Source organism: Oricola sp., from assembly GCF_965230365.1.
Classification (GTDB): Bacteria; Pseudomonadota; Alphaproteobacteria; order Rhizobiales; family Rhizobiaceae; genus Oricola.
On sequence record NZ_OZ246003.1, the window covers coordinates 1,444,115 to 1,471,107 of the forward strand.

The 26,993-nt window shown below is 61.6% G+C and carries 28 protein-coding genes, 1 tRNA gene and 1 other RNA gene; 20 read left to right on the forward strand and 10 right to left on the reverse strand.

All coding sequences use genetic code 11. From position 1 onward, the window contains the following. Nucleotides 1-4: 4 nt before the first annotated feature. On the reverse strand, nucleotides 5-1,225 hold the full coding sequence (locus ACO06R_RS06985; protein ID WP_421857736.1) for a glycosyl transferase: 1,221 nt from the start codon (nucleotides 1,223-1,225) through the stop codon (nucleotides 5-7). Next, nucleotides 1,218-2,039, reverse strand: coding sequence for an HAD-IIB family hydrolase (locus ACO06R_RS06990; protein WP_421857739.1), 822 nt, complete (start codon nucleotides 2,037-2,039; stop codon nucleotides 1,218-1,220). Before ACO06R_RS06990 ends, ACO06R_RS06985 begins: the two co-directional genes overlap by 8 nt. A gap of 196 nt (nucleotides 2,040-2,235) precedes the next feature. Between ACO06R_RS06990 and ACO06R_RS06995 the strand changes: the two genes are divergently transcribed. Further along, complete coding sequence (locus ACO06R_RS06995) at nucleotides 2,236-4,929, forward strand: cation-transporting P-type ATPase (protein ID WP_421857741.1); 2,694 nt, start codon at nucleotides 2,236-2,238, stop codon at nucleotides 4,927-4,929. 57 nt (nucleotides 4,930-4,986) lie between these two features. Here ACO06R_RS06995 and ACO06R_RS07000 read toward each other — a convergent pair whose 3' ends face one another. The 6 genes from ACO06R_RS07000 to ACO06R_RS07025 all read right to left on the reverse strand — a co-directional run bounded on the left by ACO06R_RS07000 (nucleotide 4,987) and on the right by ACO06R_RS07025 (nucleotide 10,474). Beyond that, nucleotides 4,987-5,394 (reverse strand): c-type cytochrome, encoded by a 408-nt coding sequence (locus ACO06R_RS07000; protein WP_421857744.1) that lies wholly within the window; start codon nucleotides 5,392-5,394, stop codon nucleotides 4,987-4,989. A 139-nt stretch (nucleotides 5,395-5,533) separates the two neighbouring features. Further along, complete coding sequence (locus ACO06R_RS07005; protein ID WP_421857747.1) at nucleotides 5,534-6,334, reverse strand: inositol monophosphatase family protein; 801 nt, start codon at nucleotides 6,332-6,334, stop codon at nucleotides 5,534-5,536. A 173-nt stretch (nucleotides 6,335-6,507) separates the two neighbouring features. Then, nucleotides 6,508-8,277: an autotransporter domain-containing protein gene (locus ACO06R_RS07010; protein ID WP_421857750.1), complete on the reverse strand. Its 1,770-nt coding sequence runs from the start codon at nucleotides 8,275-8,277 to the stop codon at nucleotides 6,508-6,510. Between the two features lie 368 nt (nucleotides 8,278-8,645). Further along, the gene (locus ACO06R_RS07015; protein ID WP_421857753.1) at nucleotides 8,646-8,879 is read right to left on the reverse strand and encodes a hypothetical protein; all 234 of its coding nucleotides are present in this window, start codon (nucleotides 8,877-8,879) and stop codon (nucleotides 8,646-8,648) included. 741 nt (nucleotides 8,880-9,620) lie between these two features. Next, nucleotides 9,621-10,136: a helix-turn-helix domain-containing protein gene (locus tag ACO06R_RS07020; RefSeq protein WP_421857755.1), complete on the reverse strand. Its 516-nt coding sequence runs from the start codon at nucleotides 10,134-10,136 to the stop codon at nucleotides 9,621-9,623. After that, the gene (locus tag ACO06R_RS07025; RefSeq protein WP_421857758.1) at nucleotides 10,133-10,474 is read right to left on the reverse strand and encodes a DUF4258 domain-containing protein; all 342 of its coding nucleotides are present in this window, start codon (nucleotides 10,472-10,474) and stop codon (nucleotides 10,133-10,135) included. Before ACO06R_RS07025 ends, ACO06R_RS07020 begins: the two co-directional genes overlap by 4 nt. A gap of 204 nt (nucleotides 10,475-10,678) precedes the next feature. Between ACO06R_RS07025 and ACO06R_RS07030 the strand changes: the two genes are divergently transcribed. Then, nucleotides 10,679-10,894 (forward strand): hypothetical protein, encoded by a 216-nt coding sequence (locus ACO06R_RS07030; protein WP_421857761.1) that lies wholly within the window; start codon nucleotides 10,679-10,681, stop codon nucleotides 10,892-10,894. On the opposite strand, the gene ACO06R_RS07035 is transcribed toward ACO06R_RS07030, so the two are convergent. Further along, nucleotides 10,873-10,947 (reverse strand) — tRNA-Thr (locus tag ACO06R_RS07035). The genes ACO06R_RS07030 and ACO06R_RS07035 overlap by 22 nt on opposite strands. 145 nt (nucleotides 10,948-11,092) lie before the next feature. Between ACO06R_RS07035 and ACO06R_RS07040 the strand changes: the two genes are divergently transcribed. The 14 genes from ACO06R_RS07040 (at nucleotide 11,093) to rnpB (ending at nucleotide 22,570) form a co-directional block, all read left to right on the forward strand. Continuing rightward, nucleotides 11,093-11,311: a hypothetical protein gene (locus tag ACO06R_RS07040; protein ID WP_421857764.1), complete on the forward strand. Its 219-nt coding sequence runs from the start codon at nucleotides 11,093-11,095 to the stop codon at nucleotides 11,309-11,311. A gap of 87 nt (nucleotides 11,312-11,398) precedes the next feature. Then, complete coding sequence (locus tag ACO06R_RS07045) at nucleotides 11,399-12,400, forward strand: ABC transporter substrate-binding protein (protein ID WP_421857766.1); 1,002 nt, start codon at nucleotides 11,399-11,401, stop codon at nucleotides 12,398-12,400. Between the two features lie 55 nt (nucleotides 12,401-12,455). After that, a complete protein-coding gene (locus ACO06R_RS07050; protein ID WP_421857769.1) occupies nucleotides 12,456-13,247 on the forward strand; it encodes an ABC transporter ATP-binding protein in 792 nt (263 codons plus the stop codon). Further along, nucleotides 13,244-14,008: an ABC transporter permease gene (locus ACO06R_RS07055; protein WP_421857773.1), complete on the forward strand. Its 765-nt coding sequence runs from the start codon at nucleotides 13,244-13,246 to the stop codon at nucleotides 14,006-14,008. Before ACO06R_RS07050 ends, ACO06R_RS07055 begins: the two co-directional genes overlap by 4 nt. A 149-nt stretch (nucleotides 14,009-14,157) precedes the next feature. Beyond that, nucleotides 14,158-15,447 carry a UDP-N-acetylglucosamine 1-carboxyvinyltransferase gene (gene murA, locus ACO06R_RS07060; RefSeq protein ID WP_421857776.1) on the forward strand — a complete coding sequence of 430 codons (1,290 nt, stop codon included), beginning with the start codon at nucleotides 14,158-14,160 and terminating at the stop codon, nucleotides 15,445-15,447. Between the two features lie 116 nt (nucleotides 15,448-15,563). Beyond that, nucleotides 15,564-16,001 carry a DUF2948 family protein gene (locus tag ACO06R_RS07065; RefSeq protein ID WP_421857779.1) on the forward strand — a complete coding sequence of 146 codons (438 nt, stop codon included), beginning with the start codon at nucleotides 15,564-15,566 and terminating at the stop codon, nucleotides 15,999-16,001. Nucleotides 16,002-16,028: 27 nt separating this feature from the next. Next, a complete protein-coding gene (hisD, locus tag ACO06R_RS07070; RefSeq protein WP_421857781.1) occupies nucleotides 16,029-17,327 on the forward strand; it encodes a histidinol dehydrogenase in 1,299 nt (432 codons plus the stop codon). Between the two features lie 23 nt (nucleotides 17,328-17,350). Further along, the gene (locus ACO06R_RS07075; RefSeq protein ID WP_421857782.1) at nucleotides 17,351-17,836 is read left to right on the forward strand and encodes a UPF0262 family protein; all 486 of its coding nucleotides are present in this window, start codon (nucleotides 17,351-17,353) and stop codon (nucleotides 17,834-17,836) included. A gap of 115 nt (nucleotides 17,837-17,951) precedes the next feature. Further along, complete coding sequence (gene infA / locus ACO06R_RS07080) at nucleotides 17,952-18,170, forward strand: translation initiation factor IF-1 (protein ID WP_175275088.1); 219 nt, start codon at nucleotides 17,952-17,954, stop codon at nucleotides 18,168-18,170. 54 nt (nucleotides 18,171-18,224) lie between these two features. Further along, nucleotides 18,225-18,851, forward strand: coding sequence for a Maf-like protein (locus ACO06R_RS07085; RefSeq protein ID WP_421857785.1), 627 nt, complete (start codon nucleotides 18,225-18,227; stop codon nucleotides 18,849-18,851). A 3-nt stretch (nucleotides 18,852-18,854) separates the two neighbouring features. Further along, the gene (gene yacG / locus ACO06R_RS07090; RefSeq protein WP_421857788.1) at nucleotides 18,855-19,037 is read left to right on the forward strand and encodes a DNA gyrase inhibitor YacG; all 183 of its coding nucleotides are present in this window, start codon (nucleotides 18,855-18,857) and stop codon (nucleotides 19,035-19,037) included. A gap of 105 nt (nucleotides 19,038-19,142) precedes the next feature. Beyond that, nucleotides 19,143-20,300, forward strand: a complete 1,158-nt coding sequence (locus ACO06R_RS07095; protein ID WP_421857791.1) for a Gfo/Idh/MocA family protein — start codon at nucleotides 19,143-19,145, stop codon at nucleotides 20,298-20,300. A 325-nt stretch (nucleotides 20,301-20,625) separates the two neighbouring features. Then, nucleotides 20,626-22,110 carry a putative bifunctional diguanylate cyclase/phosphodiesterase gene (locus tag ACO06R_RS07100; protein WP_421857794.1) on the forward strand — a complete coding sequence of 495 codons (1,485 nt, stop codon included), beginning with the start codon at nucleotides 20,626-20,628 and terminating at the stop codon, nucleotides 22,108-22,110. A 37-nt stretch (nucleotides 22,111-22,147) separates the two neighbouring features. Next, an RNA gene (gene rnpB, locus ACO06R_RS07105) (RNase P RNA component class A) lies at nucleotides 22,148-22,570 on the forward strand. Nucleotides 22,571-22,581: 11 nt separating this feature from the next. Here rnpB and ACO06R_RS07110 read toward each other — a convergent pair. Further along, the gene (locus ACO06R_RS07110) at nucleotides 22,582-22,971 is read right to left on the reverse strand and encodes a hypothetical protein (protein ID WP_421857797.1); all 390 of its coding nucleotides are present in this window, start codon (nucleotides 22,969-22,971) and stop codon (nucleotides 22,582-22,584) included. A gap of 497 nt (nucleotides 22,972-23,468) precedes the next feature. On the opposite strand from ACO06R_RS07110, the gene mraZ reads away from it, so the two are divergent. The 4 genes from mraZ to ACO06R_RS07130 are packed head-to-tail and all read left to right on the forward strand — an operon-like array spanning nucleotide 23,469 to nucleotide 26,988. Beyond that, a complete protein-coding gene (mraZ, locus tag ACO06R_RS07115; protein ID WP_421859257.1) occupies nucleotides 23,469-23,906 on the forward strand; it encodes a division/cell wall cluster transcriptional repressor MraZ in 438 nt (145 codons plus the stop codon). Further along, nucleotides 23,903-24,910 (forward strand): 16S rRNA (cytosine(1402)-N(4))-methyltransferase RsmH, encoded by a 1,008-nt coding sequence (rsmH, locus tag ACO06R_RS07120; RefSeq protein WP_421857800.1) that lies wholly within the window; start codon nucleotides 23,903-23,905, stop codon nucleotides 24,908-24,910. Before mraZ ends, rsmH begins: the two co-directional genes overlap by 4 nt. After that, nucleotides 24,907-25,278, forward strand: coding sequence for a cell division protein FtsL (gene ftsL / locus ACO06R_RS07125; RefSeq protein ID WP_421857802.1), 372 nt, complete (start codon nucleotides 24,907-24,909; stop codon nucleotides 25,276-25,278). The genes rsmH and ftsL overlap by 4 nt, the downstream gene beginning before the upstream one ends. After that, nucleotides 25,279-26,988 carry a peptidoglycan D,D-transpeptidase FtsI family protein gene (locus ACO06R_RS07130; RefSeq protein ID WP_421857805.1) on the forward strand — a complete coding sequence of 570 codons (1,710 nt, stop codon included), beginning with the start codon at nucleotides 25,279-25,281 and terminating at the stop codon, nucleotides 26,986-26,988. The last annotated feature ends 5 nt before the right edge of the window (nucleotides 26,989-26,993 follow it).

The following is a 26,993-nucleotide window of genomic DNA, read 5'->3' on the forward strand; positions in this document are numbered from 1 at the left end:
CGCTCTAACCAAACTCGGCGTCGTCGGCTTCGACTGCCTCGCGCAGATTGCGCAGCAGGTCGGGATCGGCTGCCTGCACGCGCGACCAGTTGGGGATGAACGGCGTTTCCATCGGATTGTCTAGGAAAGTGTGTCCCGCCTCGACAATGTTTGAGGCGAACAGTTCGACGGCGCGTTCCTCTACGTGACGGTCGACATGCAGGCCGTTCATGCGCGCATCGTTGTGATAGGCCTCGATCAGGTCGAGCGCCTCGCGGAAATAGGTCGCCTTGATGGTACGGAAGGTCTCCTGCGAGAAGATCGTGCCGTCGGTCGCCAGCTTGCGATAGATCGCCTTGCAGATGTCGATCGACATGCGCGACAGACCTTTTTGCGGATCGTCCTGCGACAGTGGCTGGTGTTTGTGATCGTAGGCATCGGCGATCTCGACCTGGCACAGCCGGTTGGTCGACAGGTTGCGCCACACCTCCGAAAGAAAGCCGATCTCCAGGCCCCAGTCGGAGGGAATGCGGATGTCTGGCAGGACTGAAACGCGCATCGCGAACTCGCCGGCGAGCGGATAGCGGAAGGCGCCGAGATAGGCCAGGTAATCATTGTGGCCGAGGGTCTTGGACAATGCCAATAGAAGCGGCGTGACCAGCAGCCGGTTGACCCGTCCATTCATCCGCCCGTCGGCATGACGCGCGTAGTATCCCTTGCAGAACAGATAGGAGAAATCCGGATTGGCGACCGGATATACAAGCCGGGCTAACATCTCGCGCGAGTAGGTGACGATATCGCAGTCGTGCAGGGCGACGACATCGGAATTGTGGCATGCCAGCGTGTAGCCGATGCAGTACCACACATTGCGACCTTTGCCGGGTTCGACCGGCGACAGGCCGGCGGATTCCAGCCGTGCGTCGATCGCCTTCAGGCGCGGACCGTCATTCCACAGGATGGAATGGTTCTGCGGCAGGACGGAGAAGAACTCGCGGGCGTGCCGGTATTTGCTTTCGCTCGCCCGGTCGAGCCCGATCACGATGTTATTGATGAAGCGCGCGCCGGCTAGCTGCTCGACTATGTTGGCGAGCGCCGGGCCTTCGAGTTCGGAATAGAGCGATGGCAGGATCAGCGTGATGCGGCGGTTGGCAGCCAGAACCTCGAGTTCGCGCTCGATCGTTTCCGGCTTGCCGCTGCGAAGATTGTGCAACGTCGCGACGCGGCCGTTCTGGTGGAAATCAGCCATCGGCTTTCAGTTCTCCGTTCATGCGCTTTTCTTCGATTAGACGCTGTATGGCGTCATTCCAACCGGTGGGGCCGGGTTTTTCTGTCCGCACGACGCGACCATTGCGCTCACCACCAAAAGTAGGGATCGCCACGCCATGCGGATTGGCAACGAGGACGCCGTGATCGGCGGCTTCGAGCATTTCGACATCATTGGGCGCATCGCCGAGCGCGATAACGAACGGTCTGCAATCCGGCGTCGCGTAGCGCATGGTGATTTCGCGCATTCGGTCGGCTTTGGTGGCGCCGAATGACAGTGTCAGATAGCGGCCCCCGAAGCGTGCAGCGACACCCCGTTCGGCAAGCGCCACCTCGAAGCTGGCGCGCTCTGCGGCGGTTCCCGACCAGACGCCGGGCTCAGTGAACCGCCTTTGCGCCGCCTTCTCGGCCGCTTCGGGGGATAAGCCGGTCCTCGCGACCAGTTCGGGAACTGTCCAGTCCGAAAAGCCGGAAAAGTGACGCCGCAAAGTCTCGGATACCGTGGACAGCCGGGAAAGAAGGTCGGCATGGACCGGAGCCATGTCATCGGGTGCTTCGCCGGGTTCAAGAATGCCGGCGCCGTTCTCGACTATGGCCGGGCATTCGGCAAAGCCGATGCGGTCGCGCAGATCGGCGATTTCGGCGGCGGTCTTGGAGCTGGCGAGGATGACAGGGATGCCACGCTCGCGCAGAAAGGTGAGCGCCGGCCGCGCGGGATCGAAGCAGTAAGTCTCGTGATCAAGAAGGGTCCCGTCCAGATCAGTAAAAACGATGGCGGGCGCAGACGGTTGGGTCATCACGTGACAGTGTTAGCGCGACCAGCAATGCGATGGCAAAGGGAAACAACTGCCCGACGCCAGTGCCGTCTTGACGCATGGTCATATGTCGGGAGCGGCGGTATGACTGCCCCGATCAGGGGCGGCCCCGGCCCGGTTGCCGGTTGAACTTCAATCCGTCGGCCGCGAATTCCGTCTCAGCACAGTGGTAGAAGCGGTGACAGACATTCAGTTTCATGCCCGACCCATTGACGATTGCCTCGACGCATTCGATGCGACGGCTGGCGGCCTGACCTCGGCAGCCGCCGCCGAGCGGCTGCGCGTCGCGGGTCCGAACCGGCTTCCCGAGCCGCCGCGCCGACCGGCTTTTTTGCGGTTCCTTGTGCATTTTCACAACGTGCTGATCTATGTGCTGATCGGATCGGCTGTGATCACCACGCTTTTGGGTCACATCGCCGATACGGCCGTCATTCTGGCGGTGGTCATCGTCAATGCAGTGATCGGTTACATCCAGGAAGGGCGAGCCGAACGGGCGATGGAGTCGATCCGCGACATGCTCGCGCCCAAGGCGGCGGTGCTGCGCGACAGCGAACGCCGGACGATTGCTGGCGACGATCTGGTGACCGGCGATATCGTATTGCTGGAAGCCGGCGATCGGGTGCCTGCCGATCTGCGCTTGTTCCGCTGCCACGGACTGCAAATCGAGGAGGCGATCGTCACCGGCGAGTCTGTGCCGGTCGACAAGTCGCCGGACCCGGTGGAAGCCGACGCCGCGCTCGGCGACCGCGCCTGCATGGCGTTCAGCGGGACGCTGGTGACCAGCGGGCAGGGGCGCGGGCTCGTGGTCGCGACAGGCGGTCAATCGGAAATCGGCCGCATCAGTGGGCTTCTGCGCAATGTCGACGTGTTGCAGACGCCGTTGGTCAGGCAGATGAACATCTTCGCCAAATGGCTGACAGTGCTTATCCTTATGCTTGCCGCGATCCTGCTGGCCTTTGGCTACTACATCGCGCACTATCCCTTTGCCGAGATGTTCCTGGCGGTCGTCGGGCTGTCGGTCGCCGCGATACCCGAGGGACTGCCCGCTGTTCTGACGATAACGCTCGCCGTCGGCGTGCAGGCGATGGCGCGTCGCAATGCGATTGTCCGTCGGCTGCCGGCAATCGAGACGCTCGGTTCGGTGTCGGTGATCTGCACCGACAAGACCGGGACACTGACCCGCAACGAAATGATGGTCGCCTCGGTGGCGGTGTCGGAGCATGTCTTTTCGCTGCGCGGCGAGGGTTATGCTCCGGAAGGCGCGGTCATGCTGGCTGATACGCAGGTCAACGGGCTGGATCATCTGCATCTCGCCGAACTCGCCCGCGCCGCCGCGTCCTGCAACGACGCGTCACTGCATCATCGCGACGGCTACTGGGCTGTGGAAGGCGATCCGATGGAAGGCGCGTTGCTGGCGTTCGCCTTCAAGGTCGGGGTCGATGTGCGTCAGGAATTGTCGGCGCGTACCCGCACCGACGCCATCGCGTTTGACGCCCGTCACCGGTTCATGGCGACGCTGCATCACGACCACCCGGACCATGCCGACATCTTCGTGAAGGGCGCGCCGGAACAGGTGCTGGCGATGTGCGCGGAGCAGCGCGGCGCCGATGGCCAGACCGAAGCGCTGGACGAGGCGGGTTGGCACGGGTTCGCCGAGGCCATGGCCGGGCAGGGCCAGCGAGTGCTCGCGATCGCGACACGCCAAGTCAACCGGCAGCAGACAACGCTCGAATTCGCCGATGTCGAAGGCGGCCTCGTGCTGGTCGGGTTGGTCGGCCTGATCGATCCGCCGCGCACCGAGGCGATCGAGGCGGTCGCCGAGTGTCACGAGGCCGGCATTCGCGTGAAGATGATCACCGGCGACCATGCCGGCACGGCCGCCGCCATTGGCGGGTTGATCGGGTTGGAAAACCCGGATGCCGTTTTGACCGGTCGGGAAATCGACGCGCTGGACGATGCCGAACTCGCCGATGCGGTGCTGCATACCGATATCTTCGCGCGCACTTCGCCCGAGCACAAACTGCGGTTGGTGATGGCATTGCAGGCGCAGGGCCTGACCGTTGCCATGACCGGCGACGGGGTCAACGACGCCCCGGCGCTAAAGCGAGCGGACGCTGGTATCGCCATGGGGCGCAAGGGCAGCGAAGCGGCCAAGGAGGCTGCCGAACTGGTGCTCGCCGACGACAACTTCGTGTCGATCGCAGCCGCCGTGCGCGAAGGACGCACAGTCTACGACAACATCAAGAAGGTGATCAGCTGGACGCTGCCCACAAATGCCGGTGAGGCGATCACGATCATCGCGACGCTTCTGTTCGGCATGACGCTGCCAATCACGCCGGTCCAGATCCTGTGGGTCAATCTGATCACCGCCGTTACGCTCGGCATCGCGCTAGCCTTCGAGAAGACCGAGGAGAACACGATGCGGCGGCCGCCCAGGCCGCGCGGTGAGCCGATCATCTCGGGCCAGACGGTGTGGCAGATCGTGTTTGTCGCCGGGCTGTTCTTTGTCGGCATTTTTGGCATCTTTGCCTATGCGATCGACCGGGGCGATGACGTTTCCTATGCGCGGACGCTGGCGCTGAACACGCTGGTGGTCATGGAGATCGCCTACCTGTTCTTCATCCGCAACATCTACGGAACGTCGCTGACCTGGGACGCGGTGAGGGCCACACGGGTGGTTTGGTTGACCATCTGCGTGGTGGCGGTAGCGCAGTTTGCGATCACCTATGTAGGGCCGTTGCAACGGATCTTCGGCACCGAACCGGTTCGGCTTGGCGACGGACTTCTGATCGTTGCCGTCGGCGCGGCGCTGTTTGCAATCGTCGAAACCGAGAAGCAGTTGCGCCTCTCGATCGCGCGGCGGGCCGGCTGACAATAGGGCGATGTCGGTGGCATCGCGGCGGCCCAATTGAGGACCCGCCGCTTTCGCTTATTGCTGCAAGCTGTACACGTAGTAGATCAGCGATGTCATGCGGCCGAGCGTGTTGATCTCGTTTTCGACCGGGTCCGCCGATCCGCTGTCCATCATGAAGCGATCGCCCCACACCGGCATGGCGGTGCCATGCGGTCCTGGCTGGCGCTCCGAAAGCCGGCCATCGACCATCTCGAGCAGGCGCTGGAACGGAAAGTCGCCGTCATTGCGCGCCTTGATGTTGGTAAGATCGGGAACGGGTTTGCTCATATGGCTCGCAACCGGCCCGTCGCCCTTTCCGGACATGCCGTGGCATGACGCACAAGCCTGCCGGAATTCGATCTCCCCTGCGGTCATCTGCGCAACGGCGGGAAACGCGGTTACCGCTGCAAGAGCGGCAAGCGCTAAAACAGTTCGCACTGTCATAACTCTCCTCCTTCGATACCTCCAAATGCTGCCCAAGCCGGTAAGAGTTGGGCGACAAACAGAATCGTAAACCGGCTGACAGCGTCAGCGATGACGGTCGTCAATCGGTACGATGGAGAAAAGGAAAGCTGTGGTGGGATTATTGCGGGCAGCTGCCAAACGCTTTGGTGGCGATCTCGCCGAGTTGCGGATAGATGGCGGGAGCAGCGGCGACGATTTGGGCGCCATTTTCGACGACGGTTTCCGGATCGAGCGGCATGACGCGGCCGCCTGCCTCCTCGATCATCAGCAACCCGGCAAGGCAATCCCAGGAATTCATGTTCTCTTCGATGTAGCCGATCAGCCGTCCGGCCGCGACATAGGCGAGCATCAGCGCGCCGGATGCGTTGCGGAAGAACACACCGCCCTGGGCCAGAATGTCTTCAACGATGGTGATGACCGGGGCGCTTGCGACCCGCCGTGAGAAGCCGACGGCCACCGACCCGTCCGACAGGCTCTGCGAGCTTGAAATACGCATCGGCTTGCCGTTTACGAATGCACCCTTGCCGCGGGCCGCCCAGAATGTCTCGCCGGAGGACGGCTCGCAGGTGACGCCAATCTCGGTAACGCCCCGGTTGGCGCAGGCCAGCGTAACACACCATGCGGGGATGCCGCGCACGAAATTGGCGGTGCCGTCGATCGGATCGATCACCCAGACACGGCCGCTGGTGCCGGCGACCGGCGCATGTTCTTCGCCGAAGATGCCATCTTCGGGATAGTGCTCGGCGATGGCGTTGCGGATGAATGTCTCGGTATCGCGGTCGGCGTTGGAGACGAGATCCTGATGGCCCTTGGATTCGATTTCCAATGTATCGATGGAGGAGAAGAATTCAGCGGCAAATGTGCCGGCGCGCTGGGTGAGGTCGATGGCAAAGGCGAGACGGTCATCTTGGTCGGTCATTGGGAACACCGGGTAGGGAAAGATGGTTGCGTGGTAGACAGAGCATTGCGCAGACGCAAGCTGCTGGCCGCGGATTCAAACGCGTTTGTCTGTCAAAACACGGTCAAACACCAACGATCAAGGCACCGCCCGGAGACGGGATCAATGGGTTGGTCGGTCGAAGCTGTAGCGCGCTAGAACGTCTTGCCGAGCCGCGCCTTGCCGCCATAGCTCTCATAGCCGGAAACGCCGATGCCGTCATAATTGCCGGAGATCGACAGGCTGACGCCATCACTTGCCTTGATGTCGAAGCCGGCCTCGGTACGGGCGCGGACATGTTCGCCGGTCATGCCGGGTTGCGCAGACGGCGCGCCGGCGGTGTTCTTCTGTTCGAACACCCAGATGCCGGAAACCGTGGCGAATGGCGTCAGCGTGACGCCATTGTCGAGCAGGACGGAGCGCGAGACGGTCGGCCCGAACTCCAAGGTACCGGTCTCCACCGTTACCGACGGCACCGCAACGTCGTCTGTCGACTGGTAGGCGTCGGACTGCTCGCGGAGCCAGGACAGCCGCAGTTCCGGGTTCAGCGTGTAGGCGCCGGCCGCAAAATCGCCGATCAGGGCGGCGGTGGCGAGCCAGCGCTGGCTGTCGAAGCGGTCGGTAAAGGTGTCGAGCGGGCTGACCCGGTTGTAGGACTGCCCCCAGGCCGCACGCGCGTCGAGATAGAGCGCCGGCGCCAGCCGTGCGGTCATGTAGGGCCCAATCATGAAACCCCAGCCGCTGGCGCTGCCGGTTCCGGTGGCCGCATCCATGTCGATCCAGTCGATCTGCGCTCCGATGCCGGCCAGAAGGTTCGGCGTCACCAGATAGTCGGCGCCGGTGTGCAGGATACCGAAATTGCCGCTACCGGTCGTCGCATTGAACCGCGAATAGCGGCCCTCGAGCCAGACATCGGAACGCTTGGTATCCATGCCGTCGAGGCCGCGACCGGACAGGGCAAGCGGAAAGGCCGTGCCATCCTCGCCGGCATAGGCAGCGACCGGCGTACCAGACTGCCGCAGGCTGTAGGAAAACTCGGCGTTACCTGGTGCGACCATCAGGCCGGAAAGCGCGCTGCCGGCGCTGTAGGCGAGCGGCCCGGAACGGCCAGTGCCGCCATTCAGCCGTCCGATGCGACGGCTGGAGTCCGGGCCGTTGGCGAGGATCAGGCCGGCGCGTTCGCGCTGCAGGTCGCCGATCAGGCCTTCGGCATTGCTCTTTGGGGCCGGTTCGACGGGCGCGTTGACCGACACGGTCGCGCTGGCGGCGTTGTTTGAGGAGTTCGTTTCGGAAAAGCCGGCCGGCGGACCAACCGTCACCCGGTTGGTAAACGAGCCGCTGGCGGCCGCATCGACCTGGCAGGTCGCGGTATAGGTGGCGTTGGCCGTGGAGGCCAGGTTCAACGTGGTGTCGATGGTGCCGGAACCCGAAGACGCGCCGCCGGAGGCCGTGGACGTCCAGGCGACCGAGGTACATTGCGATGGAAAGACATTGACGATCGTGATGCCGGTGACCGGCGTCGCGCCGAGATTGGTCACGGTGACGGTATAGGTTACTTCGCCACCGGCAGTGACCGGATCGGGGTTCGCGCCGATCGACACGGACAGATCGGTCGGTTGGGTCAGGAGTGGTATTGATCCGCCGGAGCCGTTGTCGTCCTGGCCATCGCAGTTTTCGTCCACGCCGTTGTTGGGGATCTCAGCTTCGCCCGGATTGACTGCAATGTCGCTGTCGTCGCAATCATTGTTGTTATCGGTGTAGCCTGCAGGCTGGGCGAGGGCTTCCAATGTGTGCCAACGATTGCCGAACAAGTCGGCATCGGCATCGCGGTACCATGTGGTGGTCTGTGCGGCGGCCGGAACCGGAGCCGCAATGCCGAGACAGACCAAGCCGATCAGGATTTTCGAAGAAACCGAACTGCTCATGTGTCCCCCAAGCGGAGTTGCTCCTCCGCATTGCCTTTCCACCATCTGGTCCAAGGTGAAATCAGACGCCCGCCGGTCCCATGCGATCACAGTGAATGGCGATTATTCAGTTGCCTAGATATGTTACCCAGCAGAATTCGGCGGCGCCGGGCTCGTGTGTTTGTCATTACTTACCCATGGCGGATCAACGGAGTCAATTGTGGATGACAACAAATTGCAGGCATTAAGTTGCCTAGCGTAAGCCAGCCCTGCCCTCGCTTGTTTGCCAAGAAACGATCCGCTTTTGGCCGGGAAGCGCGACCTGCCGGGCATCTGCAGCCTTGGGCTGGTTTACGACCGTCCAGGTCGAGATGGTACTAGCCGGTCAACTACTGGATCGTTCGGTTGGTGCTGTGCGGGTGAATATTGACGGTCTCAAAGTCTTCGATCGCCAAGCGGTAATTCTGCGTCAGACTGAGCATCGCGTTGGCGATCTCGTCGCGGCTCCAGCCTTCCTCGATCGCACTCACCACCAGCGCCTTGAAGCGCTCCAGCAGTGCTGCCTCGCAAGCGAGATCGCGATCCGCGCCCGCCTTGCCGGCGGCCTTTTCGGACCGCGTCATGGTCGATCTCTAAACTTCGAAGATCCGCCACGACAGTCCAGCGGCGTGGGTAAGGAAAACGAATTGCCGTTAGGGAAATTAACACATGCGTGTCGCTGATGGCTTGGACGAGTTTGCAAAATGCACCCTCCGGAAAAATGGATATTAAAAAAAGAATAAAAAAGTAGAATCGACCGACACTTAACCCGCTAGGCTAAATTTTGCCAGTCAGATTTATCCGCGCACTATCTTTTTCAGCGGCGCGCTAGGCTCGGGAGAGCGACGCGTGAGCGATCAGGTACTCGCAAAGGTACAATGCACATGTCTGGAAGTGTGAGCGTTCATCGAGATGGTGCTGCCGGAGAGATTTGAACTCTCGGCCTCTCCCTTACCAAGACACCGACTCCCTACAAAGCAGACACCGGAGCTCCGGGATTTCAACGGTTTTAAGCGTCACCATTCCTTTTGTTGGCCGACAAAAATGTCATGCGATGCAGCAGTCTTAGGTATAAAGTGCTGCGAAAACTCCTGCGAAAATCAATACCGTATTTTGGGAAGTCGCCCCTATGAATTAGGTGACTAGACATGTGGTATCTGTTGATCGCGTTTGGTGGTGAAATGTCGGTTTACGTGACGCTTCACGCGCTTAATTTAGGAGACACCTAGACACCTAGACACCTAGACAGCTAGACGCCTTTCTGCAGGTTCAAATTGTCGAGACAGATCTAGTGTAGAGGAAGGCGGGCATCTGCCCGCCTTCCTCTAAGCAGCATGTAGCTTCGGCGAATGCCATTTCTGACCAAAGTAAGTCAGAGTGATATTGTCATCCGTTTCGTCGCGTTCTGTGAGGCGCTTCAACCTCTCCAGAATGTTGTTCAGCAGGGCATCTCGGTCGCGCTCTGGTGTCAGAGACAGCAGATAAATCATGCGCAAACCAAATACGCCGGCACCATTGGCATCGCATTGTCCTTTTTCCCAACGCGCAACCGTTTGATCGGATACGCCAAGTACCTGCGCAAGCTCAGCTTGAGACATGTCAAGTTCATTGCGCAGGAAGCGCAGTTCCTTTGGAGAGGGAGCTTTTCTTTCAAGAACAATGTGCAAACCAATTGCCGCATGCAGGCCATCAAGGTTGGCAACAGACAGGGTTTGCTCACCGTCTATCTCTTCAATTTCAAATCCATTGCTCAGGTAGATATTATCCAATCCACAATCCGTATAATGAAGCGGATCGGACTGTATCGCTTCCTCCGGCCTGTAAAAGTGTTGGATGTTCATCTGAGGTCTTCCCATTCTACGGTTTTGACAAGGATCCGGTCATTTTGCATCAGCAAAACGACAGCACCAACGTCTCTACGTCCTTTCACGTTCCGCACAATTTTTGCTTTCCATTCACCAGGCTTCTGCCCAGGTTCTATTTTTCCAGTCAACATACCCTCCCTTATTACGGTTAGCGCGACACGGATCGAGATGTCCCGTTCGCGCATCCGTTCTCTCGCGTGAAATGTCCATTTCACATTTTCAGATTTCGCCGCGATACGGCGAATACGGTTTTCGAAATCACTGTGCCGCGGCGCAAGCTTCGCGACCCCTTGGGAGGAAGGATCGTTCATCATGCACCTATCAATATGATAGGTAGATGTTAACTGTCAATTAAAATCGTGCTAAAAATTCTAACGACGCTATCTCCCGGATTTTTCGGGAGGTTTGCATTCTGGATTATGAGGTAGGAGCGGCCGCGAATGTGTTTTGGTATCGGATGCGCGCGTGTCTCACGCAAATGCTCATCCAGCGCACCCATTTCGCACTGCGATAGCGCGATGATAGAAGTTGTGCCGTTTTCAACAAAAACGACAAGTCAACTCGTTGATTTCAAACGGAAAATTGGCATCAAAAGTTATGTTGGCCGACATAAGTATCATAATCTTCAAAAATACTGCTGCGAAACAAGAGAAACAAACAAATCTACCAACACCGGCAGACAATCTAAGTTATTGATTTTATTGAAGAAAACTGGTGCTGCCGGAGAGATTTGAACTCTCGGCCTCTCCCTTACCAAGGGAGTGCTCTACCCCTGAGCTACGGCAGCGTCGTCCGGAAAACGGTGAGCGGCTTCTGCCACAAGCGGTTTGCGAGCGCAAGGCATAATCCGGGGTCGTTTCCGCATCCGATTTGGGGATTTTCACAGCGCTGCGGCGCTTTTCCGGCGGACGGATTTGCGGCATACCGGCACGATGAGTTCGAACTCTCCCAAAGACAAGCGCAAGGACCGGCTCGCAGGCCAGCTCAGGGCCAATCTTGCACGCCGCAAGGCGCAGGCGCGGGCCAAACGTGCCGGCGAACCGGACACGCGCCCGCACGGGCCCGGCTCGAGCGAAGGCGAGACCTCCAGCGAAACGGGAGACGGCGGAGTGCCGCAAGGCCCCGACCCCGATCGTTCGACGATTGAATGATCTGTTTTTGTGCGCTTTTTCCACTTGATCAAAATTTGATCAACGGGTTTGATGCGGCGCAGAACACAAAACCGCAGGGAGACCGAAGTGATCAGGACAATGTTCGTAGCCGCCACGATGCTGGCAGCTGCCGTGACCCAGGGTACGGCACAGGAAAAACTGCCATTCGCGCTGGACTGGAAGTTCGAGGGTCCGTCCGCGCCCTACTTCATGGCCATCGACAAAGGCTATTTCGAAGCCGAAGGCCTGTCGGTCGAGATTTCCGAGGGCCGTGGCTCGCTCGACGCCATACCGAAGGTCGCGACCGGCGCATTCCCGGTTGGCTTCGCCGACATCAACTCGCTGATGCGCTTCCTAGACCAGAATCCCGGCGCACCGGTCACCGCCGTCATGATGGTCTATGACAAGCCGCCTTTTGCGGTCGTTGGCCGCAAGTCGCTGGGCGTCGAGGCGCCGAAGGATCTTGAGGGCCGCGTGCTTGGCGCGCCACCACCGGATGGCGCCTGGGCGCAGTTCCCGATCTTCGCCGCAGAGAACGGCATCGACAGCGGCGCGATCACCGTCGAGCCAGTCGGCTTTCCGACGCGCGAGCCGATGCTGGCCGAAGGCAAGGTCGCCGCGGTGACCGGATTTTCCTTCTCTTCGACGCTCAACCTGAAGCGGTTGGGCGTGCCGGCCGACGACCTCTCGGTGCTGCTGATGGCCGACTACGGGGTTTCGCTTTACGGCAACGCGATCATCGTCAACACCGAATTCGCCGCCGAGAACCCGGAGATGGTGACCGGCTTCCTGAAGGCCGTCGCCGCCGGCTGGAAGGGTGCGATCGCCGATCCGGGCTCCGCCATCGACAGCCTGATCAAGCGCAACCCCGCCGCCGACAAGGCGCTGGAAACCGAGCGCCTGCAGATGGCGATCGATGCCAATGTGCTGACCGACTATGTCAAGGCAAACGGCTTCGGCGGTATCGATGCCGGTCGCATGGCAGAGGCCATTGAGCAGACCAAGACAGTCTACGAGTTTGCCGCCGAGCCGGATGTATCGCATTATTTCGATGCGTCCTACCTGCCGGCGGGCCTGATGCTGCAATGATCCTGCAGTCGCCCGGCCTGACCACGGCCGGGCGGCGCAACTGCCCGGGGCCGGCGTGACCAATCTCATCGATATCAAGGGCGTGAGCCACGCCTACAAGACACCGGCCGGGCCGTTGCCCGTGCTCGATGATCTCAATATCGCGGTGCCGGAAGGCGAGTTCTGCGCGGTCGTCGGCCCGTCGGGTTGTGGCAAGTCGACCCTGACGCGGTTGATCGCCGGGTTGATGCGGCCCGACAAGGGCGAGGTCTGGCTGCATGGCGAACTGGTCAAGGGCCCGCGCAAGACGGTCGGCATGGCGTTTCAGAACCCGGTCCTGCTGGAATGGCGGACGATCCTGAACAATGTGATCCTGCCATTGGAGATCGTCGCGCCTTCCATGCCGCAACGCGACCGCGAGGCGCGGGCTCACGAACTGCTTGCGCTGGTCGGGCTTGAGGGTTTCGAGAACAAGCGGCCGTCGGAGCTTTCGGGCGGCATGCGTCAGCGCGCCTCGCTGTGCCGCGCCATCGTGCACAAGCCCGACGTGTTGATCATGGACGAACCGTTCGGCGCGCTCGATGCGTTTACGCGCGAGGATCTGTGGCAGACAATGCACGATCTGCGCGAGAAGGAGCCGTTTACCTGCGTGCTGATCACGCATGACTTGCGCGAAAGCGTCTATCTCGGCGATCAGGTGATCGTGCTTTCCGGCAGACCGGCAACGACGCAATATGTGCTCGACGTGGCCTATCCGGGCGAGCGCGTGATAGACGGGCTCTATTCGCCGGAATGCACCGACATGCTGCATGCGCTGCGCGATCAGATCCGCATTGCGCAGGGCCGGTCCGACGAGGAGGCCGCATGAATTTATTGCGCAGGATTGGTGTGCCGGTTGCGGCAATCGCACTGTTTCTGGCCGGGTGGGAGTTTCTCGTCTGGGTCAATAGCTGGCCAAACTACAAGATGGCTTCGCCGTCCGACCTGCCGCCGGCCTTCTGGAAGTATGGCGAATTGTTCCTTGTCATGGGCTGGCAGACGCTGTGGCGCACCGTTGCAGGATTGCTCATCTCGGTACTGGTCGGCACGCTGATCGGCATGCTGATGGGCTTCTCGCGCATCATGCGCGATGCGCTCTATCCGATCCTCGTTGGTTTCAACGCGATCCCGAAGGCGACGCTGGTGCCCGTCATCGCGTTGATCTTCATCGGCCAGCACAATTTCAACACCGTGCTCATGGCGTTCATGATCTCGTTCTTTCCGATCGCCGTGTCGGTGGGCATCGGCCTGTCGACCTTGGAGCCGGAATACCGCGATATCCTGCGCTCGCTGGGCGCCAGCCGGTTCACGATCTTCACCAAGATCGCGCTGCCCAAGACGCTGCCCGAGTTCTTCGGCGCGCTGAAGGTGGCGGTGACGCTCGCCTTCATCGGCACCAATCTGGTGGAGATCGTCTCGCCGCACGGGCGCGGGCTTGGGGCGCTGTTCAAGTCGGGCGAGACGAATGGCGACTATCCGCTGATGTTCGCGGTGCTGATCGCGCTCGCCTTTCTCGGTATCGTCCTCTACTACGCGGTGGTGTTTCTGGAGCGGACCTTCGCCGGCTGGGCCGAGCGGCCCGAACACTGACGATCGGCGGAACTGCCCGCTGCTGCGGCCACGGTCGTCACCTTGAACCGTTTTCGACTATCGGCTAAAGCCTCGCGACCGCCACAATCGGCCGTCAGGGATGGCCGCGTGACCGGGCAGGGGCGCATGCGAAGGGTGGGACAAGTAGAATGGACCAGATCAGAATAAGCGGCGGCAACGAGTTGAATGGCGTCATCCCGATTTCGGGTGCAAAGAATGCAAGCCTGCCGCTGATGATCGCCTCGCTGCTGACGGACGACACGCTGACGCTGGAAAACGTACCGCATCTGGCCGATGTGGAATCGCTGATCCGCATTCTCGGCAATCACGGCGTCGACTATTCGGTAACTGGCCGCCGCCAGGCCGAGGACAGCAATTATGCGCGCACGGTGCATTTCACCGCGCGCAATATCGTCGACATCACCGCGCCTTACGAACTTGTATCGAAGATGCGTGCCAGCTTTTGGGTGATCGGCCCGCTTCTGGCGCGTGTGGGCGAGGCGCGCGTGTCGCTGCCGGGCGGTTGTGCGATTGGAACACGCCCGGTCGACCTGTTCATCGAATCGCTTGAGGCGCTTGGCGCGGATATCGAAATCGAAAACGGCTATGCGCATGCGGTCGCACGCAACGGTTTGAAGGGCGCACACTACCGCTTCCCGAAGATCTCGGTCGGCGCGACGCATGTGCTGATGATGGCCGCCTCGCTTGCCGAGGGCGACACCATCATCGACAACCCGGCGCGCGAGCCGGAGGTCGTAAACCTTGCCGACTGCCTTAACGCCATGGGTGGCAAGGTCGAGGGCGCGGGCACCGAGCAGATCCGCATCACCGGCGTCACGTCGCTTTCGGGCGCACGCCACCGGGTGATCCCGGACCGGATCGAGACCGGCACCTATGCGATGGCTGTCGGCATGACCGGCGGCGATGTCCTGCTCAAGGGCGCGCGCAGCGATCTTCTGGATAACGCGCTCGACGTGCTGCGCGGGGCCGGCATCGAGATCACCAAAGTCGACGATGGCATCCGCGTCTACCGCAATGGCAACGGTATCATGCCGGTCAATGTGCGCACCGAGCCGTACCCGGGTTTCCCGACCGATTTGCAGGCGCAGCTGATGGGCTTGGTGACGATGGCGAGCGGTACCTCCAGCATCACCGAGACAATCTTCGAAAACCGCTTCATGCATGTGCAGGAACTGGCGCGGCTTGGCGCCGATATCTCGCTCAGCGGGCAAACCGCGACGATCAGCGGCGTTCCGTTTCTGAAGGGCGCCCAGGTGATGGCGACCGATTTGCGCGCCTCGGTATCGCTGGTGATCGCCGGGCTGGCGGCCGAGGGCGAGACGACAGTGAACCGCGTCTATCACCTCGATCGCGGCTTCGAGCGTCTCGAGGCGAAACTGCAGGCTTGCGGCGCCGACATCTCGCGCATTTCGCACTGACCGGCCGGTCCCGGCTGGCGGCGGAAACGCTCTGGTTGCGTTGCAGCATGGAAAGCCGTATCAGCACCCTGATGCCTTCTCGTCAGGCAACATGACGCGAGTTACGGACGCCAATCATGGACCTGCTGAAACTGTTAGCGCTCGACACCGAAGACCTGGCCGTGATCTCGGCGCAGGTGCAGGATGCGGTCACACGTCCCGGCGTCATTGAATACAGCCCGCGAAACAAGCGTTTCTCGCTGGTTTTGAACCGTTTCGCGTGGGACGCGGAGGGTCGCCCCAGCGCTGGCAGCAGTGCGCATGAGCGGCGTCAGGCAGTGCTGTCTTTTGCACGCGTTTTGAAAGCGCGCACGGTCGGGATTCGGCGCAATGATGACGAGCAGGTGCTGTCGCTTCTGGCCGTGCGTTTCATCGACGGCGACACGCCGGCCGGTACGCTGGAACTTGTGTTTGCCGACGGGCCGTTGATCCATCTCGAGGTCGAATGCGTGGAAGCGCAGCTTGAGGATATCGGCGCGGCATGGGAAACGCGCTTCAAGCCGCGCCATCCCTGATCGCCCACGTTCTTCCGGAGCCCAGATTTGCCGATTTTCCTGAACGCCACCGATTTCGATTTCGATAGCCGGTTCGGCGCTTTCCTGCAGACCAAGCGCGAGGTCTCGCCGGATGTCGATGCGACCGTTCGCGATATCATCGCCGATGTGCGGGCGCGTGGCGATGCTGCGCTTGCCGAGTACACGCTGAAGTTCGATCAGCTCGATTTCACAAAGAAGCCGATGCGCGTCGAAGCGGCCGAGATCGCGGCGGCGGTTGAGGAAGCCGATCCGTCGGTCGTGGAAGCATTGCGGTTGGCGCGCGACAGAATCCGCTCGCATCACGAGCGGCAGTTGCCGCAGGACGACATCTACACCGACCCGATCGGCGTGACGCTTGGTTCGCGCTGGACGGCGATCGAGGCGGTGGGCCTGTATGTTCCAGGCGGTACGGCCTCCTATCCGAGTTCGGTCTTGATGAATGCGGTCCCTGCTGCAGTGGCGGGTGTCGAGCGCATCGTCATGGTGGTGCCGGCGATGCGCGGCGAGGTCAATCCACTGGTCTTGGCGGCGGCTCATCTGGCTGGTGTGACCGAGATTTACCGCGTCGGTGGCGCGCAAGCGGTTGCAGCCTTGGCCTATGGAACGGAGACCATCGCCCCCGTCGCGAAGATCGTCGGGCCGGGCAATGCCTATGTCGCGGCGGCCAAGCGCCAGGTGTTTGGCACCGTCGGCATCGACATGATCGCCGGTCCGTCCGAGGTGCTGGTCATGGCCGACGGCGACAACGATCCGGATTGGGTGGCCGCTGACCTGCTGGCGCAGGCCGAGCATGACGAAAGCGCGCAATCCATCCTGATCACCGATGACAGCGGGTTTGCCGATGCGGTGTCGGCGGCGGTCGATCGGCAGCTCAAGATATTGCCGCGCGCCGAAACAGCGGCCGCGAGCTGGCGCGACTTCGGCGCGGTGATCCTCGTGCCGGAGATCGGCGGCGCGCTCGCTGTCGCGCTGGCCGACCGCATCGCCGCCGAGCATCTGGAGATTGCCTGCGCCGACGCCGAGGGTCTGGCGAAGCGCGTTCGCAATGCGGGCGCGATCTTTGTCGGGCGGCATACCCCGGAAGCGATCGGTGACTATGTCGGCGGTTCGAACCATGTCCTGCCAACGGCACGCTCGGCGCGTTTTTCTTCCGGGCTGTCGGTTTTGGATTTCGTCAAACGAACGTCCCTGTTGCAACTCGACGCGGACCAGCTACGAATGCTTGGGCCGGCGGCCATTCGCCTGGCTGAGGCGGAGGGGCTGGACGCCCATGGTCATTCGGTTGCCGTCCGGCTCAACCTGTAGGATCGAACAGGCGGCAGATGTCGATGGACGAGACATTCGGGGCAAATTCGCGGTTGGTCGACGTCGTGCTCGACGATTCGATCGGCCGGTCGACGCCCGATGTCGAGCATGAGCGCGCTGTCGCGATCTTCGATCTGCTTGAGGAGAACAAGTTCCACGTGGTCGGCGACGAAGAGGGCGGCCCTTACCGCTTGGCGCTGTCGCTGGTCGAGGGCAGGCTGGTCTTCGACGTGGCGCGCGAAAACGGCGACAAGGTCGCGACGCATATTCTCGCGCTCGGGCCATTCAGGCGGATCATCAAGGACTACTACATGATCTGCGACAGCTATTACGAGGCGATCAAGATGTCGACGCCGGGCCAGATCGAGACCATCGACATGGCGCGGCGCGGCGTCCACAACGACGGATCGCAGACCCTGATGGATCGGCTGGACGGCAAGCTGGCGATCGATTTCGACACCGCGCGGCGGCTGTTTACGCTGGTCTGCGTGCTGCACTGGCGCGGATGAAGGGCCGGTGGCCGAATTCGCGGTTGTCGGCGCACGTTCGAAGGGATATTAGTCTCGCCACGACAGGCTGTGCCCCGGCGCCGGCCTTTTTTGCGTTGTAGAGAAAAGAGATCGAATGGCGAAAGAAGAAGTTCTCGAATTTCCGGGCGTGGTGACCGAGTTGCTACCCAATGCCACATTCCGGGTTAAACTTGAAAACGACCATGAAATTATTGCGCATACGGCTGGAAAGATGCGCAAGAACCGCATCCGCGTCTTGGCGGGTGACAAGGTGCTGGTCGAAATGACACCTTACGACCTGACCAAGGGCCGTATTACCTACCGCTTCAAATAGGCTGCGGCCGCCCGAAGCCTGTTTTGTCAGGCCGGGGCAGTCCACGATTATCCGATGAGCGTGCTACAGAAACTCGTGCTTGCATCCGGTTCGCCGCGCCGCGTCGAGCTGCTTTCGCAAGCGGGATTGGAGCCGACGCAACTGCTGCCGGCCCATATCGACGAATCGCCGCTCAGATCCGAACTGCCCCGGTCGCTGGCACGGCGCCTGGCGCGTTCGAAGGCCGAAAAGGCACATGACAAACTGCGTGCCGACGGCGAGCACGAGGGCGCTTACGTACTGGCGGCAGACACAGTGGTCGCCGTTGGGCGCACATCGTTGCCCAAGGCGGAAGCGGTCGACGAGGCGACACAATGCTTGCGGCTGCTGTCGGGCAGGACGCATCGCGTCCATACCGGTGTTTGCCTGATCACCCCGCGCGACAAGATCCGCCAAAAGGTTGTCGAAACCCGGGTCAGGTTCAAGCGACTGACCGCCGACGAGATGGAGAGCTATCTGGCGTCCGGCGAGTGGCGCGGAAAAGCCGGCGGCTACGCCATCCAGGGGCTCGCGGGAACCTTCGTCGTCAGGCTGGTCGGCTCCTACAGCAATGTTGTCGGGTTGCCGCTCTACGAGACTGTGTCGCTGCTGACTGGCGAGGGCTACAAGGTGCATCTCAACTGGTTGTCGGGCGGGTCATAAGCAATGAGCGCTACGGTCGAACCGCTGCGCGCCAAGCGCAAATGCCCGGAGTGTGGCAAAGACAGCACCCGCGACAATTACCCGTTCTGCTCGCGGCGCTGCAAGGATGTCGATCTCAATCGCTGGCTGTCGGGGGCCTATGTCATTCCGGTTTCCGAAGCCGATGAAGATGCGAGCACCGACTAGAGTGCGTTTGGGGCGGTTCAGTCTTATCCCGATACGCTCTTAGGCGCGTTCACCTGATTTTCAGGCATTTCCCGCAAGATCGTCTCCGCACTGGGGACCAATCGAATGCGGATCGCCTTTGTCGGCGTGGGATTTGTTGCCGACTACTACATGACTACGCTCGCCAATCATCCGGCACTGACACTGGTCGGTGTCCATGATCGCGATGCGGCGCGCCTGAAGCAATTCTGCGATCACTACGGTGTCGCATCCTATCCAACGCTCAAGGCCGTGCTCGACGACGATGCGGTCGAACTCGTCGTCAACCTGACCGATCCGCACAGTCACTTCGATGTTACTCTTGCCGCGCTCGAAGCTGGAAAGCATGTCTACTCCGAGAAGCCGCTCGCGATGTCGCTCGACGCAGCCCAGGCTTTGGTCGAGTGCGCAATCCAGGCGGGACTAGTATTGGCGGGCGCGCCGGCCAATGCGCTGAGCGACGCCTTTGCGCTGACCCGTCTGTCGCTGGAAAGCGGCGATATCGGCCGGCCCCGCCTCGTCTATGCCGAGATGGAAGACGGTGCCGTGTTCCGGCAGAATTGGCGCGACTGGCGGTCCCTGTCGGGCGCGCCTTGGCCGGGACGCCACGAGTTCAAGATCGGTTGTACGCTCGAACATGCGGGATACGCGTTAACCTGGCTTATCGGGTTGTTCGGCCCAATCCGCCGGATGACCGGCGTTTCCGGGCTGGCGTTCGAGGACAAGGGCGCAGATCTGGAGGAGACTGCGATGGGACCGGATTTCTCGACGGCGGTGCTGGAGTTCGACAACCGCGTCATCGCGCGGCTGACCTGTGGGCTTTGCGCACCGCGCGACCGCTCGCTGACGGTGATGGGCGAGAAGGGGACACTGACCGTAGCGGATCTCTGGGATCACCGGTCGACGGTTCGCGTGGAAAAGCCGAACGAGAACCCGTCGCTGCCGTTTCGGCTTTTACGGCGTCTTGAGGCGATGCGGGGTCGTGCCTCGGGTCTGAGCGTGCCCGCTGGTCGCCGCGTGAAGTCCCAAGACAGAAGCGGGCAGCCGGCGCTTCCCGCTTATCCGTCGCAGATCGACTTCGCGGCCGGTATTATGGCGGCGGTCGAATGTACAGCGGAACCAGTGGGCGCCAAATCCCGGTTGGCTGGAGAGGCGTTGCATGTGACCGAGGCCGCGCTCGCGCTCAACGGCCTCGCCGGTCATGACGGGCGTTACACGATGACGACGGACCTCGGGGCGCAGTGACGCAGACAGTCGTCAAGCGAAGCTCGCCAGCGAGTTTTTCCGGGGTTTTCATGCCTGGATGCTGCTAAGGAATCCTGATTCTTTCGTCATGAATTTCATTCGCCGACATTAAAGAAATCTTCTGATTTTTCGCCAATATTCAGCGAAGCCAGAACGCTGCAAGTCGCCTCAGTTTGAAACGTCAAGCTATTGAAATCGGTCAAAAAAATTGGTTATGTTTGTACATTCCCGCGTACCATATCCTCCTGCGGCCGGGCGTCGTTTCCGCGGCGCTCCGGACACCGGCTATCTCGATAGGTTTTCCAAGGAACGCCGTCTGATTCTGATGCTCGCCATTGTGGCGGCGCTTGCCTGTGTACCGCTGTTCCTGGGCTTCGCCAGCAGCGGCAGTCTCGGCTGGACCGAAATCGCATTGTTTGCCGGCGCATCCGCCACGTTGGTCTCCGTCGTCGTGCTGTCCGAAATCTACACTTCGCTGAGCCGAAAACTGATCCAGCTTCACGGTGCTCACGCGGATGCAAACAAGGAAAACGCAGTCGACACCCTGACCGGTGCCTATGCACGAACCGAATTTCTACGCATGCTCGATCAAGCCATTCGGAAGCGCGGAGATTTCGGTTCGGTCGCCCTTATCGTCTTCGATATCGATCACTTCAAGCAGATCAATGACAGTCTTGGTCACCCAGCTGGCGATGACGTTCTGACCTTCTGCGCGCAGGCGGCCAAGTCGACCTTTCACGATGCGGTCGTCGGACGACTCGGCGGCGATGAATTCGCTGTCTTCTTCGCCCACAGCGAGCCGATCGGTGGTGCCTACATCTCTGATGCGTGCGACAGCTTCCTTTCGTTCCTGCGGCGCGGTTTGCCAATCGGCCACCGCCGCCACCAGCTCAGCGCGTCGATCGGGATCGCAATGGCGCCGTCGGACGACACCAATGTCGATGTGCTGTTGTCTTACGCCGACATGGCACTCTACGAGGCCAAGCGGGCAGGGCGCGGCAGGTATGCCCGCTTCGACAAGAAGATCCTTGCCGACGCGCGTCACGAGCGTTTTGTCGAACGGGAGTTGCGGGCGGCGATCATTCTTGATCAGCTGACGGTTCACTATCAGCCCATTGTCGATGCGCAGGGCGAACTGTACTCGCTGGAAGCGCTGGTGCGTTGGGATCATCCGGTGCGCGGGATCATCAGCCCGGGCGATTTCATCCGGATCGCGGAAAAATCCTCGCTGATCCACGATCTCGGCCTCGATGTGTTGCGGCATGTATGTCGGGACATCCCGCGCCTTCCGAAGGTGCCCATCAACATCAATGTTTCGGCGCGACAAATCGGATTGCAGCGATTCAAGCAGGATTATGTCGACACGCTTGAACAGGCCGGTGTCGATCCGGCGCGGATCATCCTTGAGATCACCGAAAGCGCCATGCTCGAGACGTCCGGTCCGGTGGTCGCGCGGATCGCCGGCCTGCAGGAAGCGGGATTCAGGATCGCGCTCGACGATTTCGGGCTCGGCTACAGCGAGTTCAATCAGTTGCGCGCGCTGCCTTTCGACATCATCAAAATCGATAAGTCGTTCATCCAGAACATCGGTGCCGACAGCGTCACCGACGTGTTCGTTAGCGCGGTCGTGCAGATCGCGCAGCGGCTGGAACGCGTCGTGATCGCGGAAGGAATCGAGACTGTCGACGACGTCGAGCGCGCCTCGATCGCCGGGTGCCGGCTGTTCCAGGGCATTCATTTCCATGCGCCGGCCCGGTGCGAGGATATCATCGCGGCTTATGGCGATCGCGCCTGCATCCGCGTCGCCTGAGTTGCAACCGGGCGGGCCAGCGTCTATCTGTGCCTCTCCAGCCGGCCGGGCGGCCGCGCGCGTCAGGGCCGAAAGGCGGCGCGCGAGGAAAGTCCGGGCTCCGCGGAAACACGGTGCCGGATAACATCCGGCGGGGGCAACCCTAGGGAAAGTGCCACAGAAAGCAAACCGCCCCGCCTGCCGTTGTGCCGATCATCCGGCGCAAGGGCTGGCGGGGCAAGGGTGAAAGGGTGGGGTAAGAGCCCACCGCATGACTGGCAACAGGCATGGCAGGGCAAACCCCACCGGGAGCAAGACCGAATAGGGATGGCACAGGGCCGCTTGCGGTCCGGTTCAGTTTCCGGAACGCCGTCCGGGTAGGTTGCACGAGGCGGGCAGCAATGTCCGTCCCAGAGGAATGGTCGCCACGCCGGGGCTTGCCCCGGCCGTACAGAACCCGGCTTACAGGCCGGCTGGAACTCGCAACTGCGGCTATTTCATCTTGCTGCATCTGCCGACATCGCGCGGGTCGGGGCGGCCTGCCTTTAGGTCGGATATGTTGGGAATGCGGACTTTCTTGTTGCCGAGGCTTTTCTCGAAGACGGCGCGGTCCATCGGTATTTGCCGACCCGACGATGTGAACGCCACCATTTTCTTGCTGCCGACATAAGCCATGGTCGCATTCATCTTGCAGAAATATCGCTTGTCCGCTCCCGTCACGACCCATCCGTGTTTGCCCGATGCTGCCCTCGTCAGCTGTCCTGTCGCGTACCCCTGCGATTTCAGCTTCTTGTATGAGGCCGCCTGGACGGCCGTGGAGCTTGCCGCCAGGAACGCGGCACCGGACGCGAGCGTGATCAGCGTCTTGCCATTCATGCGCATGCTCGTCCTCCCGATCAACTGCAACCGGGCGCGGCAGTCCGTAACGCCCGAACATTGAAATTACCTCACGTAATATGAAAGTTGTTGGCGCGGCAACATGGCGTATGGCCGCAGTCGCCCGGTGCGGAAAACCGAGCGATGCATGCGGTTCAATCCTTCCTTAAGCGTGATCGGGCAATGTCCCGGATGCTTGCCGCGTCCCGGCGGCGACAGCCGGAAACATCGTTGGTGGCTGTCTAGCCCATTGATTCCCATTTGTTCCCATGTTATCCCATAATCTGGATTACGAACCGGGCATGGCGGCCCTTTCCACCCAGATATTCATGTCATCCGCCAAGGCGGACCGTCTGGGTCGATGAGGCCGCCGCAAGCCGGTCCCGCAAAGGCAGCGCGGGTTGGCCGGCATGCGGCGTTCCTGACCGGTGCGGTGAGCGGAAAGTCTTCGGCGATGGCTTTGGGACGGGCCTTCAGGGGGACGGAAACGGTGGATGTTGGGCGTGGACCGGTTTCTGTCGAATGCAGTCAACAAGATCGACTCGAAGGGGCGGGTGTCCGTTCCGGCGCTGTTTCGCGGCGTGCTGCAGAAGCGCGGGCTGGGCGAGCTCTATGCCCTGCAGGCCATCGACATGGATGCGATCGATGCCGGGGGCATGGATCTGCTGGAGCGCTACGAGGCGCGCCTGGCCGAAGATCCGCTGCTTCCGTCTTCCGACGACATATCGATGTTCTGTCACGGGGATGGCGCATTCCTGAAGATCGACTCCGACGGACGCATCACGGTCACCGACTTCATCCGCGAGCACACCGGCATCGCCAACGAGGTCGCCTTTGTCGGGCGCGGGCATTTCTTCCAGATGTGGGAGCCGGAGCGGTTCCGGGCATTCCGGGACGAGGCACGGGCGCGTCTGCGTGCGATGCGGGAGGCCGCCGCTTGAACGCCACGCCGCGCCATATTCCGGTGATGCTGGACGAGGTGGTCGCAGCGCTCGCGCCTGCCGCAGGCGAGCAGGCGATCGACGGCACTTTCGGGGCCGGCGGCTATGCGGCCGCATTGCTGGCTGCGGACGCGAGCGTCACCGGTTTCGACCGCGATCCCGATGCAGTGGCCGATGCGGCGCCGATGCTGGAGGAATTCGCCGGTCGCCTGTCGCTCGTCGAGGCGCCGTTCTCGCAGATCGGCGAACGGATCGCACCGGCCAGCATCGATGCGTTGGTTCTCGATATCGGGGTGTCGTCAATGCAGATCGATCAGGCCGAACGGGGATTCTCGTTCCAGAAGGACGGGCCGCTCGACATGCGCATGGCGCAATCGGGCATGAGCGCGGCCGATGCCGTCAATCGCCTGTCGGTCGCTGATCTCACCCGCATCATCGGCATTCTGGGCGAAGAGCGGCATGCCGGCCGCGTCGCGCGGGCCATCGACAAGGCACGCGCCGACGGGCCGATCGACACCACCGGTCATCTTGCCGAAATCGTCGAGAAAGCTGTGGGCCGCCGTCCCCAAGACCGCATTCACCCGGCCACAAGGACGTTTCAGGGGCTGCGGATTTTCGTCAATGACGAACTGCGCGAACTGGCGCGGGCATTGTTTGCCGCCGAATCGGTGCTCAAGCCAGGCGGCCGGCTCGCGGTTGTCACTTTCCATTCTCTGGAGGATCGCATCGTCAAGCGGTTCTTTCAGGACCGCACCGGCGGAACCGGTGGCTCCAGGCATTTGCCGGAGGTCGCCATGCGCCAGCCGACCTTCGTCATCGAAGGGAAAGCCGTGATCAAGGCATCCGAGGCCGAGGCTGAGCGCAACCCGCGCGCGCGGTCGGCCAAGCTGCGGGCTGGCACCAGGACCGGAGCTGAAACCGGTCCGGAGGACATGGCGCTGTTCGGACTGCCGGACCTTCCTTGGCCGGCAATGCAAACTGAAACCGGGAGGCCGCGCCCATGATGCGCATCGTCAATATCGTGCTGGTTCTCGTGATGCTCGGGGCGGCGACCTGGACCTACAGCGTCAAGCACATTGCCGAAAACAAGGTTTCGGAAATCAAGCGGCTGGAGCGCAGTATCGAGCTTGAGAAGGACACGATCGACCTGTTACAGGCCGACTGGGCCTATCTGAGCCAGCCGGCGCGGCTGCAAACGCTGGCCGACCGCTATGCGAGCGAGTTGCAACTGCAGTCGACAGCCGCCCAGCAGATTATCCATCCCGGCGAGCTTCCCGCTCCGCCCGTCACGCCCATCGGCGACCCGGTGGCCGATATCATTGCCGGCGGCGCGGCGGATCCGATGACGACCGGAAGCGTGGAGGGCAACTGATTGGCTGACGCGCCTTACGCCCCGAATTCGGCGGCTCGCTCCAAGAAGCGGGCTGTTTCCGTTCGCGCCGACCGGGCCGGCGCGCAGATCCGGTCGCGGCTGGCGATTGCCGCCATTTGTTTTCTGGCCGTCTATGCGGTCGTCGGCGCGCGGCTTGTGCAATACGGGATCGCGGAAGTCGACAACACGAGCCGTTATGCCGCCGTCGATCCGGGCCTTGCCGCGCGGCCGGACATTGTCGACCGCCATGGCAATGTGCTGGCGACCGATATTCGGGTGGCATCGCTTTTCGGCGAACCGCGGCGCATCGTCGATGCCGACGAGGCGGTTGAAGCGCTGACCTCTGTTCTGCCTGATGTCGACTACAAATCATGGCACCGCAAGCTGACATCGGGCGCCGGATTCGTATGGTTGCGCCGCGAGCTTACGCCCGGCCAGCAGGCCAAGGTGATGGCGCTCGGCATTCCCGGCATCGGGTTCCGGACCGAAACCCGCCGTTTCTATCCCGGCGGGCCCGTCGCCTCGCATGTGCTGGGACTGGTCAATATCGACAATGCCGGCATTGCTGGGCTTGAGAAATATGTCGACGATCAGGGGCTCGGCACACTTCAGGATCTCGGTCTCGACGTGCAGACCGATCTCGCGCCTGTCCGGCTGTCGATCGATGGTCGCATTCAGCACGTCGTCCGCGACGTGCTCGTCGACGGCATGCAGCGCTATCAGGCCATTGCCGCAGGTGGTGTCGTGCTGAACGCCCGGACCGGCGAAGTCGTCGCCATGGTGTCGCTGCCCGACTACGATCCCAACGATCCCTACAACGCGCTCGACAAGGACCGGCTGAACCGCATGTCAGCGGGAACGTTCGAAATGGGGTCGACGTTCAAGACCTTCACGACGGCGATGGCGCTCGACAGCGGCAAGGTATCGCTCGGCGACAGTTTCGACGCGACCCGGCCAATCCGCATCGCGCGCCACACGATCAACGATTTCCACGGCAAGCACCGTGTCCTGAGCGTCCCGGAAATCTTCATCTACTCTTCCAATATCGGCACCGCGAAGATGGCCGATGTTGTGGGGATCGAGGGCCACAAGGCGTTCCTGACGCGCCTCGGTTTGCTCAGCCGCATGTCGACCGAACTGCCCGAGGTCGCGACGCCGAGCCAGCCGAAGGAATGGAAGAAGATCAACTCGATCACGATTTCGTTCGGTCACGGTGTGTCGACGACGCCATTGCAGACCGCGGTCGCGGCTGCCGCGCTGGTCAACGGCGGCCGCCTGCTGTCGCCAACATTCCTGCCGCGCGATCCGAATGAGGCGCAGGCGCTCGCGACACCGGTCCTTCATCCGCAAACTTCGGACGCGATGCGCTACCTGTTCCGCCTGAATGTCGAGAAGGGATCGGGCCGGTCTGCCGAGGTCAGCGGCTACAATGTGGGCGGAAAAACCGGCACCGCCGAGAAGGTTGTGAACGGCCGGTACTCCAGCGACAAACGTTTCAATGCGTTCCTCGCGGCGTTTCCCATCAACGATCCGCAATATGTGGTCCTGACGATCATCGACGAGCCGAAACCCGAGGAAGGCGCGCGCAGCGCCACCGCCGGACTGAATGCCGCCCCCATGGTCAACAAAATCATTGCACGCAGCGCTCCGCTGCTTGGATTGACGCCGAAATTCGGCGACAACGGCGATGCCATGCTTGTGTCGTATTAACCGGT